Origin of the sequence: Erythrobacter neustonensis, from assembly GCF_001663175.1 — a bacterium.
In the GTDB taxonomy this organism is placed as follows: Bacteria; Pseudomonadota; Alphaproteobacteria; order Sphingomonadales; family Sphingomonadaceae; genus Erythrobacter; species Erythrobacter neustonensis.
Window position 1 is genome coordinate 1,938,399 of record NZ_CP016033.1, and the last position, 16,885, is coordinate 1,955,283.

The 16,885-nt window shown below is 67.3% G+C and carries 14 protein-coding genes and 1 tRNA gene; all 15 read left to right on the top strand.

The window, feature by feature from the left end; genetic code table 11:
- The first annotated feature begins 16 nt into the window (after positions 1-16).
- The 15 genes from murD (at position 17) to A9D12_RS08965 (ending at position 16,776) form a co-directional block, all read left to right on the top strand.
- Positions 17-1,402 carry a UDP-N-acetylmuramoyl-L-alanine--D-glutamate ligase gene (gene murD / locus A9D12_RS08895; RefSeq protein ID WP_068350991.1) on the top strand — a complete coding sequence of 462 codons (1,386 nt, stop codon included), beginning with the start codon at positions 17-19 and terminating at the stop codon, positions 1,400-1,402.
- Positions 1,399-2,634, top strand: coding sequence for an FtsW/RodA/SpoVE family cell cycle protein (locus A9D12_RS08900; RefSeq protein WP_068350992.1), 1,236 nt, complete (start codon positions 1,399-1,401; stop codon positions 2,632-2,634). Before murD ends, A9D12_RS08900 begins: the two co-directional genes overlap by 4 nt.
- Positions 2,631-3,848 (top strand): undecaprenyldiphospho-muramoylpentapeptide beta-N-acetylglucosaminyltransferase, encoded by a 1,218-nt coding sequence (gene murG, locus A9D12_RS08905; protein ID WP_068350993.1) that lies wholly within the window; start codon positions 2,631-2,633, stop codon positions 3,846-3,848. Before A9D12_RS08900 ends, murG begins: the two co-directional genes overlap by 4 nt.
- Positions 3,848-5,281, top strand: a complete 1,434-nt coding sequence (gene murC, locus A9D12_RS08910) for a UDP-N-acetylmuramate--L-alanine ligase (protein ID WP_068350994.1) — start codon at positions 3,848-3,850, stop codon at positions 5,279-5,281. The genes murG and murC overlap by 1 nt, the downstream gene beginning before the upstream one ends.
- Positions 5,278-6,243, top strand: a complete 966-nt coding sequence (gene murB / locus A9D12_RS08915; protein ID WP_082925485.1) for a UDP-N-acetylmuramate dehydrogenase — start codon at positions 5,278-5,280, stop codon at positions 6,241-6,243. The genes murC and murB overlap by 4 nt, the downstream gene beginning before the upstream one ends.
- 29 nt (positions 6,244-6,272) lie before the next feature.
- Positions 6,273-7,226 carry a D-alanine--D-alanine ligase gene (locus A9D12_RS08920; protein ID WP_068350995.1) on the top strand — a complete coding sequence of 318 codons (954 nt, stop codon included), beginning with the start codon at positions 6,273-6,275 and terminating at the stop codon, positions 7,224-7,226.
- On the top strand, positions 7,204-8,130 hold the full coding sequence (locus A9D12_RS08925; RefSeq protein ID WP_068350999.1) for a cell division protein FtsQ/DivIB: 927 nt from the start codon (positions 7,204-7,206) through the stop codon (positions 8,128-8,130). The genes A9D12_RS08920 and A9D12_RS08925 overlap by 23 nt, the downstream gene beginning before the upstream one ends.
- Positions 8,130-9,470 (top strand): cell division protein FtsA, encoded by a 1,341-nt coding sequence (ftsA, locus tag A9D12_RS08930; RefSeq protein ID WP_068351001.1) that lies wholly within the window; start codon positions 8,130-8,132, stop codon positions 9,468-9,470. The genes A9D12_RS08925 and ftsA overlap by 1 nt, the downstream gene beginning before the upstream one ends.
- Positions 9,471-9,641: 171 nt before the next feature.
- Positions 9,642-11,351, top strand: a complete 1,710-nt coding sequence (ftsZ, locus tag A9D12_RS08935; RefSeq protein WP_068354123.1) for a cell division protein FtsZ — start codon at positions 9,642-9,644, stop codon at positions 11,349-11,351.
- A 122-nt stretch (positions 11,352-11,473) separates the two neighbouring features.
- Positions 11,474-13,117, top strand: a complete 1,644-nt coding sequence (locus A9D12_RS08940; RefSeq protein WP_231889585.1) for a tetratricopeptide repeat protein — start codon at positions 11,474-11,476, stop codon at positions 13,115-13,117.
- Between the two features lie 148 nt (positions 13,118-13,265).
- Positions 13,266-13,772 (top strand): type III secretion system chaperone family protein, encoded by a 507-nt coding sequence (locus A9D12_RS08945; protein ID WP_068351005.1) that lies wholly within the window; start codon positions 13,266-13,268, stop codon positions 13,770-13,772.
- A gap of 11 nt (positions 13,773-13,783) precedes the next feature.
- Positions 13,784-14,575, top strand: a complete 792-nt coding sequence (locus A9D12_RS08950; RefSeq protein ID WP_231889586.1) for a pyrroline-5-carboxylate reductase family protein — start codon at positions 13,784-13,786, stop codon at positions 14,573-14,575.
- A 143-nt stretch (positions 14,576-14,718) separates the two neighbouring features.
- Positions 14,719-15,465, top strand: a complete 747-nt coding sequence (locus A9D12_RS08955; RefSeq protein ID WP_068351007.1) for a Bax inhibitor-1/YccA family protein — start codon at positions 14,719-14,721, stop codon at positions 15,463-15,465.
- A 227-nt stretch (positions 15,466-15,692) separates the two neighbouring features.
- Positions 15,693-16,586: a hypothetical protein gene (locus A9D12_RS08960; RefSeq protein ID WP_231889587.1), complete on the top strand. Its 894-nt coding sequence runs from the start codon at positions 15,693-15,695 to the stop codon at positions 16,584-16,586.
- A gap of 114 nt (positions 16,587-16,700) precedes the next feature.
- Positions 16,701-16,776, top strand: a tRNA-Ala gene (locus A9D12_RS08965).
- Positions 16,777-16,885: the final 109 nt, after the last annotated feature.

A 16,885-nucleotide genomic window follows, 5' to 3' on the forward strand; every position in this document is an offset into this window, starting at 1 on the left:
GGAAGGCTGCACGCGCATGATCACCTCTGCCGCCTTCAAGGGTAAGCGTTTCGCGGTGCTCGGTCTTGCCCGATCGGGCGCGGCCGCGGCCGAAGCCTTGCTTGCAAGCGGCGCGGAGGTGATCGCCTGGGACCGCCAGCCGCATGCGCGCGAAGTGTTCGAAGGCCGATGCCGGCTGATCGATCCGCTGGAGCTTGATCTCACCGGCTTTGCAGGCGTGGTCGTCTCGCCCGGCGTGCCGCTCAACAACCATCCCATCGGCCCGCATACCTGGCAATATGGCCTGCCGGTGATCGGCGATATCGAACTGTTCGCCGCCGCGCGCGCCGATCTGCCGCCGCACAAGGTCGTCGGCATCACCGGCACCAACGGCAAATCGACCACCACCGCGCTCGTCCACCATATCCTGCACAGCAACGGCGTGCCCTGTGTGATGGGCGGCAATATCGGCGATCCGATCCTCGGGCAGGCGGCGCTGCCCGAAGGCGGCGTCTATGTGCTCGAACTGTCGAGCTTCCAGATCGATCTGACCTTCAGCCTCGATTGCGATGTCGCCGCGCTGACCAACATCACCCCCGATCACCTTGACCGCTATGCCGATTTTGCCGCCTATGCCGCATCCAAGCAGCGCCTGTTCGGGATGCAGCAGCATGGGGTCGCGGTGATCTGCACCGATGATGCGCCCAGCCTGGCGGTTGCCGATACGCTGACGGCGGAGGGCAAGCCCGTGGTGCGGGTCGCGGCAGGCGACCTTGCCGCCGACGGACTTGCCGAAGCGCGCTCGCCATCGCTCGCAGGCCCGCACAATGCGCAGAATGCGGCGGTCGCAGTGGCGATCTGCCGCCAACTCGGGCTGGAAGATGCGCAGATTGCGGCGGGCCTTGCGAGCTATCGCGGGTTGCCGCACCGGATGGAGCGTGTCTGCGAAGTCTCGGGCGTTACCTTCATCAACGACAGCAAGGCGACCAATGCCGCATCGGCAGCGCCTGCGCTCGCTGCCTTCCCGCCCGATCCCGCGATCAATGATGGAGCCCCGCGCATCCACTGGATCGTCGGCGGCCTGCCCAAGGATGACGGGCTGGGCGCGTGTGCGGATCACCTCGGCAATGTCGCGGCGGCCTATACCGTGGGCGAGGCCGGGCCGATGTTCGCAGGCCTGCTCGAAGGCGAGATCAGGGTCGAACGCTGCGAATTGATCAGCGAGGCGGTGCGCCGCGCGGTCGAAGCCGCACGGCCCGGCGAAGTGGTGCTCCTGTCGCCCGCCTGCGCATCATATGACCAGTTCCGCGATTACGAGAAGCGCGGGCATCACTTCCGCCAGATGGTCGGCGCGATCACCGGGTGCGAAACCTGTGTCGACCTTGCCGCCGAACCGGTCGCCAGCGGGCCTGCCGGATCATGAACGCGCGCACATTTGCCTTGCAGAACCGCGCGCGCACCAGCGGCAATTATCTTGCCCCGGTCCCGGCGCAGCGCCGCCTGCGCGACCGGGTGCGGATCTGGTGGCGCGAAATCGACCGCGTCCTGCTGTTGCTGATCTGCCTGCTGATGGCGGTGGGCATCGTCGCGGTCGCGGCCGCATCACCCGCCAGCGCGGACCAGCTTTCGACGCTGAAGGAACGCGTCCCCGAATTCATGTTCTTCAAGCGGCACATCGTGTTCCAGACGCTGGGGCTGGGCCTGATGCTGGCTTTGAGCTTCCTGTCGCGCGATTCCGCGCGCAGGCTGGGCATTCTGGTCGGCGCGGTGATGCTTGCGCTGCTTTTCGTGGTGCCGATCATCGGCGAGGAAAAGAACGGCGCGAAACGCTGGATCAATGTCGGTATGAGCCTGCAGCCGTCCGAATTCCTGAAGCCCGGCTTTGCAATCATCTGCGCCTGGATTCTGAGCTGGAAGCTGCGCGATCCGGGCTTGCCGGTGATCGCTTTCGTAACCGGGTTCTTCGGCCTGATCGCCGCGCTGCTGATGCTGCAACCCAACCTTGGCGATGCGATCCTGTTCGGCGGGATCTGGCTGGTGATGGTCCTGCTGGCGGGCTTGCAGTGGCAGCGGATTGCGGCGCTGGGCGGGCTCGGCGTGGTCGGTCTGACGCTCGCTTACGTGTTCTACGACAATGCGCGCCACCGGATCGACGGGTTTCTGGGCGGCGGCACCGCGTTCGACCAGGTCGATCTGGCGCAGCGCACGATCACCGCGGGCGGGTGGACGGGCACGGGCCTGTGGCTCGGCATCCGCAAGATGAACCTGCCCGAAGCGCACACCGATTACATTTTCTCCGTGATCGGCGAGGAATTCGGGCTGATCGTCTGCGGGATGATCGTGCTGCTCTACTGCGCGCTGGTGCTGCGCGCGCTGGTGCGGCTGACGGGGGAGGATAATCTGTTCGCGCTGCTCGCGGGCGCGGGGCTCATCACCCAGTTCGGCGGGCAGGCCTTCATCAACATCCTCGTCAACCTCAAGCTGTTTCCGTCCAAGGGGATGACGCTGCCGCTGATTTCCTATGGCGGCTCATCGACACTGGCGGTGTGCTTCACGCTTGGGCTATTGCTCGCGATTACACGGCGCAATCCGTTCCTCGCCCGCGAGGGAGGGTCCTTGCGCGAACTGATCGAGCGTAAGGAAGAACGCCCATGAGCAGCGAACCCCGCAAGGGTGCATCCCGCCACTTCGTGCTGGCCGCAGGCGGCACTGGTGGCCACCTGATCCCGGCCTTCGCGCTGGCCGCAGAACTGAACGCACGCGGCCACCATGTCGCGCTGATCACCGATGAGCGCGGCGCGAACATTCCAGGCAAGCCCGACTTCATGCCCGCGCATGTCCTGCCCGCCGGCCGGTTCGGCAAAAACCCGCTGGGCTGGTTTGCCGGGGTGCGCGCGGTGCTGCAGGGCCGCGCGATGGCGCTGCGCCTGTTCGAAAGCTTTCAGCCTTCCGCGGTGATCGGCTTCGGGGGCTATCCTGCGCTGCCCGCATTGCTCGCGGCGACATCGGCGGGCCTGCCGAGCATCGTTCACGAACAGAACGCGGTGCTGGGCCGGGTGAACCGGCTATTGGCGGGCCGCGTCGATGCGATTGCCACGTCTTACGATCAGGTCGACCGGCTCGCGCCCAAGCACGCGGGCAAGGTGCATCTGGTGGGTAACCCGGTGCGCGCCGAGGTGCTGCGCTTGCGCGAACAGGACTTCCCCGATTTCACCGATGAAAGCCTGTTCCGGATTCTGGTGACGGGCGGATCGCAGGGCGCGCGCGTCCTGTCCGAAGTGGTGCCCGACGGGCTGGCCATGCTGCCGCCCGCGCTGCGCCAGCGCTTGCAAGTGACGCAGCAGTGCCGCCCCGAAGATCTCGACGCGGTGCGCGGGCGTTATGCCAGCCACGATATTCCCGCCGAACTCGGCACCTATTTCGAGGACATGCACGAACGGCTGGCCGGCGCGCATCTGTTCATCGGGCGCGCGGGCGCATCGACGATTGCCGAACTGACTGCAGTGGGCCGCCCCGCGATCCTCGTGCCCTTGCCGATCGCGACCGACGATCACCAGGCCGCGAACACCCGCGAGATGGCGCGCGCGGGCGGCGCGCGGATGATCCGGCAGGACGCCTTCCAGCCCAAGGAACTCGCCAAGCAGATTCAGGCGATGGCGATGAACCCTGCCAGCCTCGCCAATGCCGCGCATTGCGCATTCAATTGCGGGCGGCCCGATGCGGCGAAGGACTTGGCCGATCTGGTCGAGAGCATGAGCGGGATCGATCTGATGGACGTGATCCGCGTGGGCGAGAGCGCCGGAGTTGCCGCAGCCTTGCGGCCCGCCACCGGCACACCGCGCAAGGCGGCAAAGGAACGGGTTGAATAATGAAGGGCGTAGGCACCGATATCGGCACCATCCATTTCGTCGGGATCGGCGGGATCGGGATGTCGGGCATCGCCGAGGTGATGCATAACCTCGGCTATACCGTGCAAGGGTCCGACATCGCCGAAGGGCCGAGCGTCGAGCGGTTGCGCGCGCGCGGGATGACGGTGCATATCGGCCACCGCGCCGAAAACGTCGAAGGTGCGGCCGTGGTCGTCACTTCGACTGCGGTGCGCCGCACCAACCCCGAAGTTGCCGCCGCCTTGGAAGCGCGCGTTCCCGTGGTGCGCCGCGCCGAAATGCTGGCCGAGTTGATGCGGCTGAAATCCACCGTCGCGGTTGCCGGCACGCATGGCAAGACGACGACGACCAGCATGATCGCAACGTTGCTCGATGCCGGCGGGATCGATCCCACCGTCATCAATGGCGGGATCATCGAACAATATGGTTCGAACGCGCGGCTGGGCGATTCCGACTGGATGGTGGTGGAAGCCGACGAGAGCGACGGCAGCTTCCTGCGTCTCGACGGCACGATCGCGGTGGTCACCAACATCGATCCCGAACACCTCGACCATTACGGCGATTTCGATGGGGTGAAGCGCGCTTTCGTGGAGTTCATCCACAACGTGCCCTTCTACGGCGCAGCGGTGCTCTGCGTCGATCATCCGGTGGTGCAGGCGGTGATCGGATCGGTGCGCGACCGCAAGGTCGTCACCTACGGCTTCTCGCTTCAGGCCGATATCTGCGGGGTCAATGTCCGCAGCGCCGAAGGCGGCAACACCTTCGATGTGATCGTGCGCCAGCGCGGACTGGAGGATCGCCGGATCGAAGGGGTGCACCTGCCGATGCCGGGCCGACACAATGTCCAGAACGCGCTCGCGGCGATTGCGGTGAGCATCGAGATGGGCTGCAACGACGATGTGATCCGCACCGGTTTTGCGCGGTTCGGCGGGGTGCGGCGGCGCTTTACCCGCGTCGGCAGCATCGAATTGCCGGGCGGCACGGTCGCGGTGATCGACGATTACGCGCACCACCCGGTCGAAATCCGTGCGGTGCTTGCCGCCGCGCGCGAAGCGGTCGGCACCAGCGGCGGGCGCGTGATCGCGGTTGCGCAGCCACACCGCTATTCCCGGCTGGGTGATCTTATGGACGAATTCCAGTCCTGCTTCGACGATGCCGACATTGCCTATGTTGCGCCGGTCTACGCCGCGGGTGAGGAGCCGCTGCCGGGTGTCGATCACTCGGCGCTGGTCGCGGGCATGAAGGCGCGCGGGCACCGTGCCGCGCGCGAGATCGCCGGGGCCGACGTGCTCGCGGAAACGCTCAGCGGCGAAATCGCGGCGGGCGATATCGTTGTATGCCTTGGTGCGGGCGACATCACCCGCTGGGCCGCCGGGCTTGCGCCTGCGATCACCGCGCGGCGGGCGGCGGCATGATCCAGCCGGGCGATATCTTGCCGGGAAGCGCCGCAGCGGCCCCGACCTGCGCGGGCGGCGAAGCGGTGCAGGCCCCCGTGCCGCGCGACGGCATCCGCGGCAAGCTGACCGCAGGCGCGCCGCTGGCGCCCTATACCTGGTTCAAGACCGGCGGGCCGGCCGACTGGCTGTTCGAACCCGCCGATATCGACGATCTCGAAGCCTTTCTTGCGCGGCTCGACCCCGCAGTCCCGGTGATGGCACTGGGGCTGGGTTCGAACATGATTGTCCGCGATGGCGGGGTGCCGGGCGTGGTCGTGCGGCTCGGCAAGGCTTTCGCCAAGGTCGAGCATTCGGGTGAACTGGAACTCACCTGCGGCGGCGGGGCGAGCGGTATTCTGGTCGCGTCCACCGCGCGCGATCTGGGGATCGCAGGCCTAGAGTTTCTGCGCGGTATCCCCGGCACCGTCGGCGGTTTCGTGCGGATGAACGGCGGGGCTTACGGCCGCGAGGTGGCAGACGTGCTGCGCGACTGCGCGGTGATCCTGCACGATGGCAGCTTTGTCACGCTGAGCGCCGCGGAACTTGAGTATTCCTACCGCCATTCCGCGCTGCCCGAGGGTGCGATCGTCGTCTCGGCGCGGTTCCGGGGCCACCCCGGCGAACCCTCAGAGATCGGCGCGGAAATGGACCGCATTGCCGCCGCGCGCGAGGCGAGCCAGCCCTTGCGCACCAAGACCGGCGGGTCGACCTTCAAGAACCCGCAAGGCCACAAGGCCTGGGAACTGGTCGACCGCGCAGGTTGCCGCGGGCTCCAGCAGGGCGGCGCGCAGGTTTCCGAGAAGCACACCAACTTCCTCATCAACACCGGCACCGCCACCAGCGCCGACATCGAAGGGCTGGGCGAAATGGTGCGCGACAAAGTCTATGCGCAGACGGGCGTGAGCCTTGAGTGGGAAATTCAGAGAGTGGGACGTCCGTGAGCCTTTCGAAACTCCATGTCGCTGTCCTGATGGGCGGCTGGGCCAATGAACGCCCCGTGTCGCTGACCAGCGGGGCGGGGGTGGCCGATGCGCTGGAAAGCAAGGGCCACCGCGTCACCCGCATCGATATGGGCCGCGATGTCGCGCTGCGCCTCCATGAAGCCAAGCCCGATGTCGTCTTCAACGCGCTTCACGGCGTGCCGGGGGAAGACGGGACGGTGCAGGGCATGCTCGACCTGATGGGCCTTGCCTATACCCATTCGGGCCTTGCGACCTCGGTGATCGCGATCGACAAGCAGCTGACCAAACAGGCGTTGGTGCCGCACGGTATCCCGATGCCCGGCGGGCGGATCGTGACCCGCGAAGAGCTGTATGAGCGCGATCCGCTCCCGCGCCCCTATGTGCTGAAACCCGTCAACGAAGGATCGTCGGTGGGTGTCGCGATCGTCACCGAGGACAGCAATGTCGGCAACCCGATCAGCGCCGACGCGCGCGGGCCGTGGCAGGAATTTACCGAATTGCTCGCCGAACCCTTCATCAAGGGCCGCGAACTGACTGCCGCGGTGCTCGACGGGCCCGAAGGGCCGCGCGCGCTGGGCGTGACCGAACTGGTGGTCGCCAGCGGCTTCTACGATTTCGAAAACAAGTACACCGCCGGGCGCACCGAACATATCTTCCCCGCCAAGCTGCCGCCCGAGATCACCGCGCTGTGCGAAGCCTATGCGGTAAAAGCGCATCAGGTGCTCGGTTGCCATGGCACCAGCCGCACCGATTTCCGCTGGGACGACGAAGCGGGCGAGGAAGGTCTGTTCGTGCTCGAAACCAACACCCAGCCGGGCATGACCCCCTTGAGCCTCGTTCCCGAACAGGCCGCGGGCTGCGGCATCGCCTATGCCGATCTGGTGGAGATGCTGTGCGCCGAAGCCTTGCGGGTGCACGGTGCCAAGCACGGAGGCGCGCATGGCGCAGCAGATCCGGCGTAACGGCACCGGCGGGGTCAGGCGCGCGGTCAAGGCGCAAAGCCGCGCTGTCACCGTGCGCAAAGCGCGGGGGTCTGCGACCGGCGTGATCGACCGGGTAATGGGCGTGCTGCCTTTCACCGAAGACCAGTGGAGCCGCATCTGGCTCGCCATGATCATCGGCGGTGCGGTGGGGATCGCCTTCATTATCGCCAGTCTGGCCGGCGTGCCCGCGCTGGCGCAGGCGCAGGTTGCTGCCGTCGCCGCCGATGCGGGGTTCGAGGTGCGTCACGTGCGCGTCACCGGCACCAGCCGGATGGACGAACAGCAGGTGTATGCCCGCGCGCTCGCCGTCCGCAATCAAGCGATGCCCGATGTCGATATCGCCGCCTTGCGCGACGATCTGCGCGCGCTGCCGTGGGTGAGCGATGCGCGTGTCTCGATCCAGTTGCCGCATACGCTGGCGATCGACATCGTCGAGCGCAAGCCGCACGCCGTGCTCGAAAAGGCCGACCGGCTGATGCTGATCGATGCCACTGGGGTTGAACTCGAACCGATCGCGCAGGCCAAGGCGAAGGGGATGCTGCGGCTGGCCGGGCCGGGCGCCGGGCGGCAGGCGCGTGCGCTCGAAACCCTGCTATCCGCCGCCCCCGCGCTCGCGCCCAAGGTCGAGGCGGCCGAATGGGTCGGCAACCGCCGCTGGAACCTCACATTCACCACCGGCCAGCTGCTTGCACTGCCCGAAGGCGAGATCGAAGGCGCGACCGCGCTGGTCAAGTTCGCGCGGCTTGATGGCAAGAACCGGCTGCTGGGCGGCAAGGTGCTCGCCTTCGACATGCGCACCCCGCCCAGGCTTTACATGCGTCTGCCCGAAGCGGTCGGGCAGCCCAAGGATGTCGGCGGCGACGCCGGCAAGGAGACCACCTGATGGCATCGCGCGCCGTCACTGCGCCGCGCCGCGTGCTGCGCACCCATGCCGCGGTCAATATCGGCTCGTTCCGGATCAGCGCGATGATCGTGGGCGAAACCGAAAGCGGCGAATTGCAGGTGCTCGGCAGCGGCCACCGCGCCAGCGCCGGGGTCAAGCGCGGCTATGTCACCGACATGGCCGCCGCCGCGCACGCGATCCGCGACGCGGTCGAACGCGCCGAGAAAAGCGCCAATACGCCGGTGCGCAGCGTCTGGATCGCCTGTGCGGGTGCGGGATTGGCGAGCCACGTGGTCGCGGTCGATATCGAGATCGGCGGGCGGCGGATCGAGGATGAGGACATCGAGGCGCTGCTGGTCGAGGCGCAGGACATGATCCAGCCCGACGGGCGCAAGGTGCTGCACGCGCAGCCGGCACATTACACGCTCGACGGCGCGCACGGGGTTGCCAATCCCAAGGGCCTGCATGCCGAACGGCTGGGCGTGGATATCCACGTGATGCTGGCGGACGGCGCGCCGGTGCGCAATCTGACCGAAGCGGTGCAGAACGCGCACCTCGAAGTCGAAGGCGTGGTCGCAGCCCCGCTTGCCGCGGGCCATGCCTGCCTTACGCCCGAGGAACGCGAACTGGGTGTGGCGCTGGTCGAAATCGGCGCGGATATCACCAACGTCGCGGTGTTTGCTGGTGGGATGCTCCTGGGCCTTCATGCGATTGCGATGGGTTCGGGATCGATCACCGATGCGATCGCGGCCAATTTCGGGATCCGCCGCAGCCAGGCCGAGCGGCTGAAATGCGTTGCCGGCTCGGCGGTGGCCAGCCCGTCCGATCACCGCGAACTGGTTCCGGTGACCGGCCCCTCGGAACTCGGCGGCGAAGGCAGCGACAGCGGTCAGCCGGTCGGGCCGCTTGCGCGCGGGGCCGATGACAAGAACCGGATCGTGCGTGCAGAACTGATCGCAGTGGTGACGCAGCAGCTCGGCGTGCTGACGGGCGAGGTTGGCAAGGCGCTGAAAACGATGGGATTTGCCGGGCCGCGCGCGGGGCAGGTGGTGCTCACCGGCGGCGGGGCGGAGCTTGCCGGGATGGCCGACTTCATGCAGAGCGCGCTGGGCCAGCCGGTCAGGCTGGGGCGGCCGCCGCAGCTTCCCGGAATGCCCGAGGCGCACCATGCACCAGGCTTTGCGACGCTTGCCGGACTGTGCCTTTACGCCGCCGACGATCCGGTCGATATCCGCGCGGTGGGCAGCGGGCGCACCGGCGTCTACAACCCGGCGGCCAGCAAGGCGGGGATCATGGCGTTGGCATCGCGGCTGATGCGCGCGATGAAAGAGTATTTCTGAGCGCGCAAGCAACCGCTTTGACGTAGCGGCCAAACGTGCAAAAAAGCCCAAGCGATGCTGTGGATAAGGGTCATGCCGCTATAAAATGTGTGGCCCGATTATGTCACAGACGAACAATATGTGCGGAAACCGGGTAAGAGCACCCCGCGCCCCCGCCTGGAGGACCAGCAGATGAGCATCAATATCGGACCCGCAGCCAGCGACGATCTGCGCCCGCGCATCACCGTGATCGGTATCGGCGGCGCCGGCGGGAACGCGATCGCGAACATGATCGCGGCCGAAATCGAAGGCGTTGAGTTCATCGTCGCCAATACCGACGCGCAGGCGTTGAGCACGTCGCCCGCAGAGCGCCGCATCCAGCTTGGCCCGGAAATCACCGGCGGCCTTGGCGCCGGCGCGCGGCCCGAAGTGGGCAAGGCGGCAGCCGAAGAAACCGTCGCCGAGATCGAGCGCGCGCTCGAAGGCGTCAACATGTGCTTCATCGCGGCCGGCATGGGCGGCGGGACCGGCACGGGCGCCGCGCCCGTGATCGCGGAAGCCGCGCGCCGGATGGGCGTGCTGACCGTGGGCGTCGTGACCAAGCCGTTCCTCTTCGAAGGCACGCGCCGGATGCGTTCGGCCGAAGCGGGCATCGAGGAACTGCAGCAGCACGTCGACACGCTGATCGTGATTCCCAACCAGAACCTGTTCCTGGTCGCCAAGGCCGAAACCACCTTCAAGGAAGCCTTCCAGCTTGCCGACGAAGTGCTCCAGCAGGGCGTGCGCTCGATCACCGATCTGATGGTGATGCCGGGCCTGATCAACCTCGACTTTGCCGACGTGCGCTCGGTCATGTCCGAAATGGGCAAGGCGATGATGGGCACGGGCGAGGGCGAGGGCGAAAACCGCGCGCTCGACGCGGCCGAGCAGGCGATCGCCAACCCGCTGCTCGACGGCGTCAGCATGGCGGGCGCGCGCGGCGTGATCATCTCGATCATCGGCGGCGAGGACATGCGCCTGCTCGAAGTCGACGAGGCTGCCAACCACATCCGCGAACTGGTCGACGAGGACGCGAATATCATCTGGGGTTCGGCGTTCAACCCCGACCTCAAGGGCAAGATCCGCGTTTCGGTGGTTGCCACCGGGATCGAGCAGAGCGCGATCGGCCAGTCCGAGCGCTCGCAGAATGTCTCGCTCGGCACCTCGCGCGCGCCCAAGCGGCCGGTGCTCGAACTGTCGGAAGGCAATGGCTTTGCGCCTCCGCCGCAGGCTACCGCTCCAGTTGCGCCCGCAACCATCGCGACCACGCCCGCATTCGACCGCGGCGGATCGCAGGCACCGGCAGCGCCCGCAAGCTACGCCGAGGAACCGCTCGATCTGGCGGACGAGGCTGACGGCGACGATGCCGACGCCTATGGCTCGGCAGCGCCGTTCGAACTGACCGGGATGCAGGCGGGCGACGAATACGGCGACGAGTATGACGACGATGTCGATGGCATCGTCGATCCGCTCGCCGGTCTGCGCGGTGCGGAAAGCACCGGCGGCGCGGCGCGTGAAGACGACGCGCTCGAACTCGACGATGGCTACACCCCTTACGCCGAAGCCGATCGCACCCCGGTGCAGGACGATCTGCTGGCCAGCGCGGACCGGTTGGCTGCCGAAGATCGCCCGGTCGAAGCGCGGCTTGGCGGCGGACGCCGGCTCGGGCTGCTTGGCGGCGGCGACCATGGCGCTGGCGGGGCTCCGGCAGGCGGCGCGCCGTCGGGCGGGGGCAGCACGCTGTTCGAACGCATGGCCAACCTGTCGCGCAGCACCGCGCGCGACGACGACGAGGACGATGACGGCGATGATGGCCCGGCGCTCAGCATCCCGCGCTTCCTCGGTCGCCAGAACAACCAGTAACCGCGTGTCAGCCGCGCCGTGTCGCAAGCCTGATGGCGACACGGCGGCGGCATGGTAAAGGCCGCATCATGGTGTCGCGCTTCAGTGTTTCCAGAGCCCTTGCGCTGAGCGCGACCGGGGCGGTGCTGTCTCTTGCCGGCACGACCGCCCCGGCATCGGCGCAGGATACCGTCGCGCGGCCGGTGGTGCAGGCGCTTCCCAATTCACAGGTTCAGCGGCTCAACCGCGCGCTGGTGGCGCTGTCTAAGGCCCCGCGCGACCGCGATACGCTGGTCGAGGCAGGGCAGGCCGCGCTCGGTGTCGACGATCTCGATGCCGCGATCGGCTTTTTCGGGCGCGCGGCGGAGGTCGATCCGGGCAATGCCGCGGTCGCGCAGGGGTTGGGGGCGGTTTACCTCCGTGCAGGCCGTGCGGGCGAGGCGCTGGTGCAATTCGATCGCGCGCTTGCCGCCGGGGCGGATGAGCGGACGGTGCTTCCCGACCGCGCGCTGACGCTCGATCTCGTCGGCGAACATGCCGCGGCGCAGACCGCCTATACCCGCGCACTCGTGCTCGATCCGGGCAATGACGAAGCGCGGCGGCGGCTGGCGATCAGCCATGCGATTTCGGGCAACCGCGCGCGGTTCGAGGATACGCTGCGCCCGATGCTCGACCGGCGCGATGTCGGCGCGCAGCGCGCCCGCGCCTTCGGGCTGGCGATCATGGGCGACGCCGACCGGGCCGGGGCGATCGTCGAGCAGGTGATGCCGCGCGATCTGGCGACGCGGCTGGTGCCCTATCTCGGCTATATGCCGCGCTTGACCAAGCCGCAGCAGGCCGCCGCAGCCAATCTCGGGATTTTTCCGCGCGCCGCCGATATCGGGCGTGACGATCCGCGGCTGGCTCGGTTCGCGGCAGAAGAGCGTGCCGACAGCCGCCTGACGCCCGCTGGCGCTCCGCTGGGAACGCGCAGCACCGCGTCTGCGGCCGTGGCGCCGACTCCGCCGCCAAGCACCACGATCTTCACCACCCCGGTGTCGGCCTCGGCGATCGGCACGGTGCCGCAGCCTTCCACGACGCCGGCGATTGTTCCCGCCGCTGCGGCACCTGTGGCTGCCGCGCCCGCGCCGGTTGCCGGGCCTCCCTCTGCGTCTGCTCCCGCGCCTGCGCCCACCTACGTGGCTGCGGCTTCCACGCCTGCCTCTGTGCCGCCTGCGCCGACCTACGCTGCGGCGTCAGCATCCGTGCCCCAGCCAGCGCCGCAGCCCCAACCCCAACCCCAACCCCAACCCCAGCCGCAGCCGCAAGTCCAGCAGCTGCCGCTGCGCGTAGCAGATGCCTTTGCCGATCTCGGCGCTCCGCTTCCCGATGCGCGGGTGGGGGGCGATGCGGTCGACATTACGCGAATCGCGGTTCGGCGCGAAGCCCCGCCGATCACCGCCGCGCCTGCGCCCAAGCCCGAGGCGAAGCCCGCCGAAAAGCCCAAGCCCAAGCCCAAGGAGCCCGCCAAGCCCGCTCACCCCAGCCGCGTCTGGGTGCAGGTGGCGACGGGCAAGAGGATCGACGCGCTGGCGTTCGACTGGAAGCGGATCAGCCGTGAAGGCGGCAAGCTGATGGCGCCCTACAAGCCGCACACCGCACGCTGGGGCGCGACCAACAGGCTCGTGATCGGCCCGGTCGCCAACCGCGACAAGGCCGAGGCCTTGGTGCGCGATCTGAAGAAGCAGGGGGCCGACGTATTCCTGTGGCTCAGCGAAGAAGGCGAGGCGGTTCAACCGCTTAACTAGCTTCCCCCGATTTCTTTGCACAGGCTTTGCACAGGCTTGTCCGGTTCTCCCCAACCCCTCTCGGATGCGCGATTGCCAAGCAGGGGCGGTTGCGTCCATCCCTTTCGGCGATGGAAACACACCCCCTTTCGCCGCCCCGCGCACAGCCATGAGAACCCAGGAAATGGATTATTCCGCCGAGGATGACGCCGCCCCCGTCGATATGCTCGCAAGCCTGTTCATGGCACGCGGCTGGCCGTGCGAACTGGTGTCCGAAGACGAGATGACCGGCGAAGTGCAGGGCAGCTGGGCCAATTACCAGCTGCGCGCGATCTGGCGGCCCGAAGACGGCGTGCTGCAATTCCTGTGCTTGCCCGATATCCGCGTCACCGAAGACAAGCGCGCGGCGGCTTACGAGCTGCTCTGCCTCGTCAACGAACAGATGTGGCTGGGCCATTTCGATATCTGGTCGAACGGCGATGTGCTGCTCTATCGCCACGGCGCATTGCTGGGCGATCACGGGCGCTTGAGCCTCGATATGGCGCAGGCGCTGGTCGAAAGCGCGATCGACGAATGCGACCGCTTCTACCCCGCGTTCCAGTTCGTGCTGTGGGGCGGGAAAAGCCCGCGCGACGCGCTCGAAGCCGCGATGGTCGACGCCGCGGGCGAGGCCTGAGGGCGGCTGCGGTGGCGCACCTGCTGATCACCGGTTGCGGCAACATGGGCGGCGCGATGCTGGCCGGTTGGCTCGCTGCGGGCGAGCCGGCGACGCGGTTCAGCGTGCTCGACCCCGCCTTGCCCGAGGCGCCGCTAGGCGTCGCGCTCTACCGCGATGCCGCCGCGCTGCCGGGCGATCACGATGCGGTGCTGCTGGGCTTCAAGCCGCAGCAACTGGCGGCGCTGGGGTCGGGGCTGCAGGGCCTGACCGCGGGCCGCAATGTCTATTCGCTGCTGGCCGGGATTACCTGTGCGCAGCTTGCCGCTGCCTTCCCCCAAGCGTCCGCGCATGTCCGGGTGATGCCCAACCTTGCTGCGCGTATCAACAAGTCGCCGGTGATCCTCGCCGAGCGCGGGCTGGACGCGGCCGCGCGCGCCGAAACCTTCGCGCTGTTCGGGAAATTGGGCAGCGCGGTGTGGCTGGACGACGAGGCGCAGTTCGATCTGGTCACTGCGCTCGCCGGGTCGGGGCCGGGCTTCGTCTATCGTTTTATCGATGCGCTTGCGGGGGCGGCGATCGATCTGGGGCTGGATGCGCCGACCGCTTCGTCTCTTGCGCTCGCCACGGTCGAGGGCGCGGCGATGCTCGCTGCCGGCTCGGATGCGAGCCCCGCGACACTGGCCGACCGCGTCGCCAGCCCCGGCGGAATGACCCGCGAGGGGCTCGACGTGCTCGACCGGGACATGGCGCTGCGCCGCCTGCTGACCGAAACCTTGCGCGCCACCGCGGCAAAGGGTGCGGCGCTTTCGCGACAGGGTTAACCAAGGCCTATGCAAAGCTGAACGGATTGCATGCTTTGCAATCCGGTTTCCCTTGAAAAGCGCTGCGGAAATCCCGATATTCGCCGGACGAAGAGCGCCGACGTTCTCGCGCGCTCGGACATGGAAAGGCTAAGGGTTTCGCAATGGCTGACTGGAATGACTCTCCGCGCAGTGCGCAGCGGTTCGGCTCCGTTCCGCGGGCCGGGGGCAGCGTCGATAGCCGCGTGAGCTTTGACGAGGGCCTGCGCAAGCACATGCTCTCGATTTACAATTACATGACCTCGGGCATCCTGCTGACCGGGATCGTTGCGCTGTTGTCGTTCACCACCGGCACTGCAGCGGCGATTTTTTCGGGCGGCGCGCTGCGCTGGATCGTCGCGCTGTCGCCGATGATCGTGGTGTTCGCGATGAGCTTCGGCGCGAACAAGTTCAGCACCGGCACGCTCAAGCTGATGTTCTGGGGCTTCGCCGTCCTTATGGGCCTGTCGCTGTCGTCGGTGTTCCTGGTCTACACCGGGGCTTCGATCGCCACGACCTTCTTCGCGACCGCGGCGGCCTTCGCCGGCCTGTCGCTGTTCGGTTACACCACCAAGAAGAACCTGTCGGGTCTCGGCAGCTTCCTGATCATGGGGGTGATCGGCCTCCTGGTCGCAATGGTGATCAACCTGTTCCTGCAGAGCCCCGCGTTCCACTACGCGATCAGCTTCATCGGCGTGCTGATTTTCGCAGGCCTCACCGCCTACGATACGCAGCGCCTGAAGAACGAGTATGAATATCTGCGCGGCACCGAATTTGCCGGCAAGGCCGTCGTGCTCGGCGCGCTGAGCCTCTATCTGGACTTCATCAACATGTTCCAGTTCCTGCTCAGCTTCATGGGCAACCGCGAATAATCGCGTGCCTTGCGCGGGCCAACGCCTGCGGGAAGAATGAAAAAATATCGAATGCCCGGGGCCTTCCCAAGGTCTCGGGCATTTGCTTTGTTAGCTTGCTAGGCTATCCCAAGGGCTTAGGCTGCAACACAGGGTTAGCCTGCGCACCGCCGCGCAGGCAATCCGATCATCCCCTTGCAGCAGGAGAGAGACCTTTGACGAGCGCGGCCCCGTATACGAACCTTCCCTTGGCCCTTGCCCCTGCCACCACGCCCCCTACGCGCCTGCGCGCAGCGCTTGCCGCGCTGATGATGGGTGCCGGCGCGCTGGCCGGTTGCGCCACGCCCGCTCCGCCGCCGCCGCCCCCGCCGCCCCCGCCGCCGCCCGCGGTGGTCGAAGCGGTGCCCTATCGTCCGCTGCCGCCGGGCGGGGCCTATTACGTGATGAATCTGCCGGCACGCGGGGCCGACGGGCGCCGGATCACGGTCAATTCCAACCTGTCCGACGATCAGCTGGTCTGGAACCTGCGCTCGGCCTGGAATGTCGCCGCGCTCAATTGCCTCGCGCCGGAATACCAGCCGATCCTCGACAGCTACCGCGCTTTCCTGACCAAGAACGTCAAGGGGCTGAAGGCGGTCAACGACCGGATCGAGAAGAGCTATACCAGCCGTTACCGCGTGCGCCGCGATGCGATCGTCGCGCGCGATGGTTACACCACGCAGGTCTATAACTTCTTCGCCGAACCGGCCGCGCGCGCCGGGTTCTGCCGTGCCGCGCTGGACATGGCGAACCGGGCGATCATCACCCCGCCGACCGATCCGCTCGCCTTTGCGAAGGACAATTTCAGCGGGCTGATGGTGCCGTTCGAAACCTTCTTCGACGAATACGAAGCCTATCAGCAGGCATCGGCGCAGTGGGATGCCAAGTGGGGCACGCTCTATGGCGCATCGCAGCCCGGCTGGGTCGCGGTGCAGCAACACCGCGCAGGGATCGCGGTTGCACCGAGCCAGCCCGCAGCACAGACCGTGATCGACCCTGAAACCGGGGCTGCGGTGCCGGTGATCCCGGTGACCGAAGGCGTGACCTCGCAGCCGGTCGTCCAGCCGATCGCGCCGGCCACGGGCGGGGCTTCGGGCAAGTAGACCCAAGGACTGAAAGGGCTGGCAAAATCGCCGTTGCCAGCCCTTTTGCTTGGCAGTAATACTTCCCCCACGCCCGGCAGTACCCACCCTGCGGGGCGCACAGCGAACTGGAACGGGGCCGTAGCTCAGATGGGAGAGCGCGTCGTTCGCAATGACGAGGTCAGGGGTTCGATCCCCCTCGGCTCCACCAGTTCTCCAGCTTCGCCAGATATCTGATTTTTTGTCCCGGCCCTCAAACGCAGGGTGGCGGACGTCCGTTCGGCTTGGCTCTCCTCGCACAAGCTCGGGCGGCCGATCGG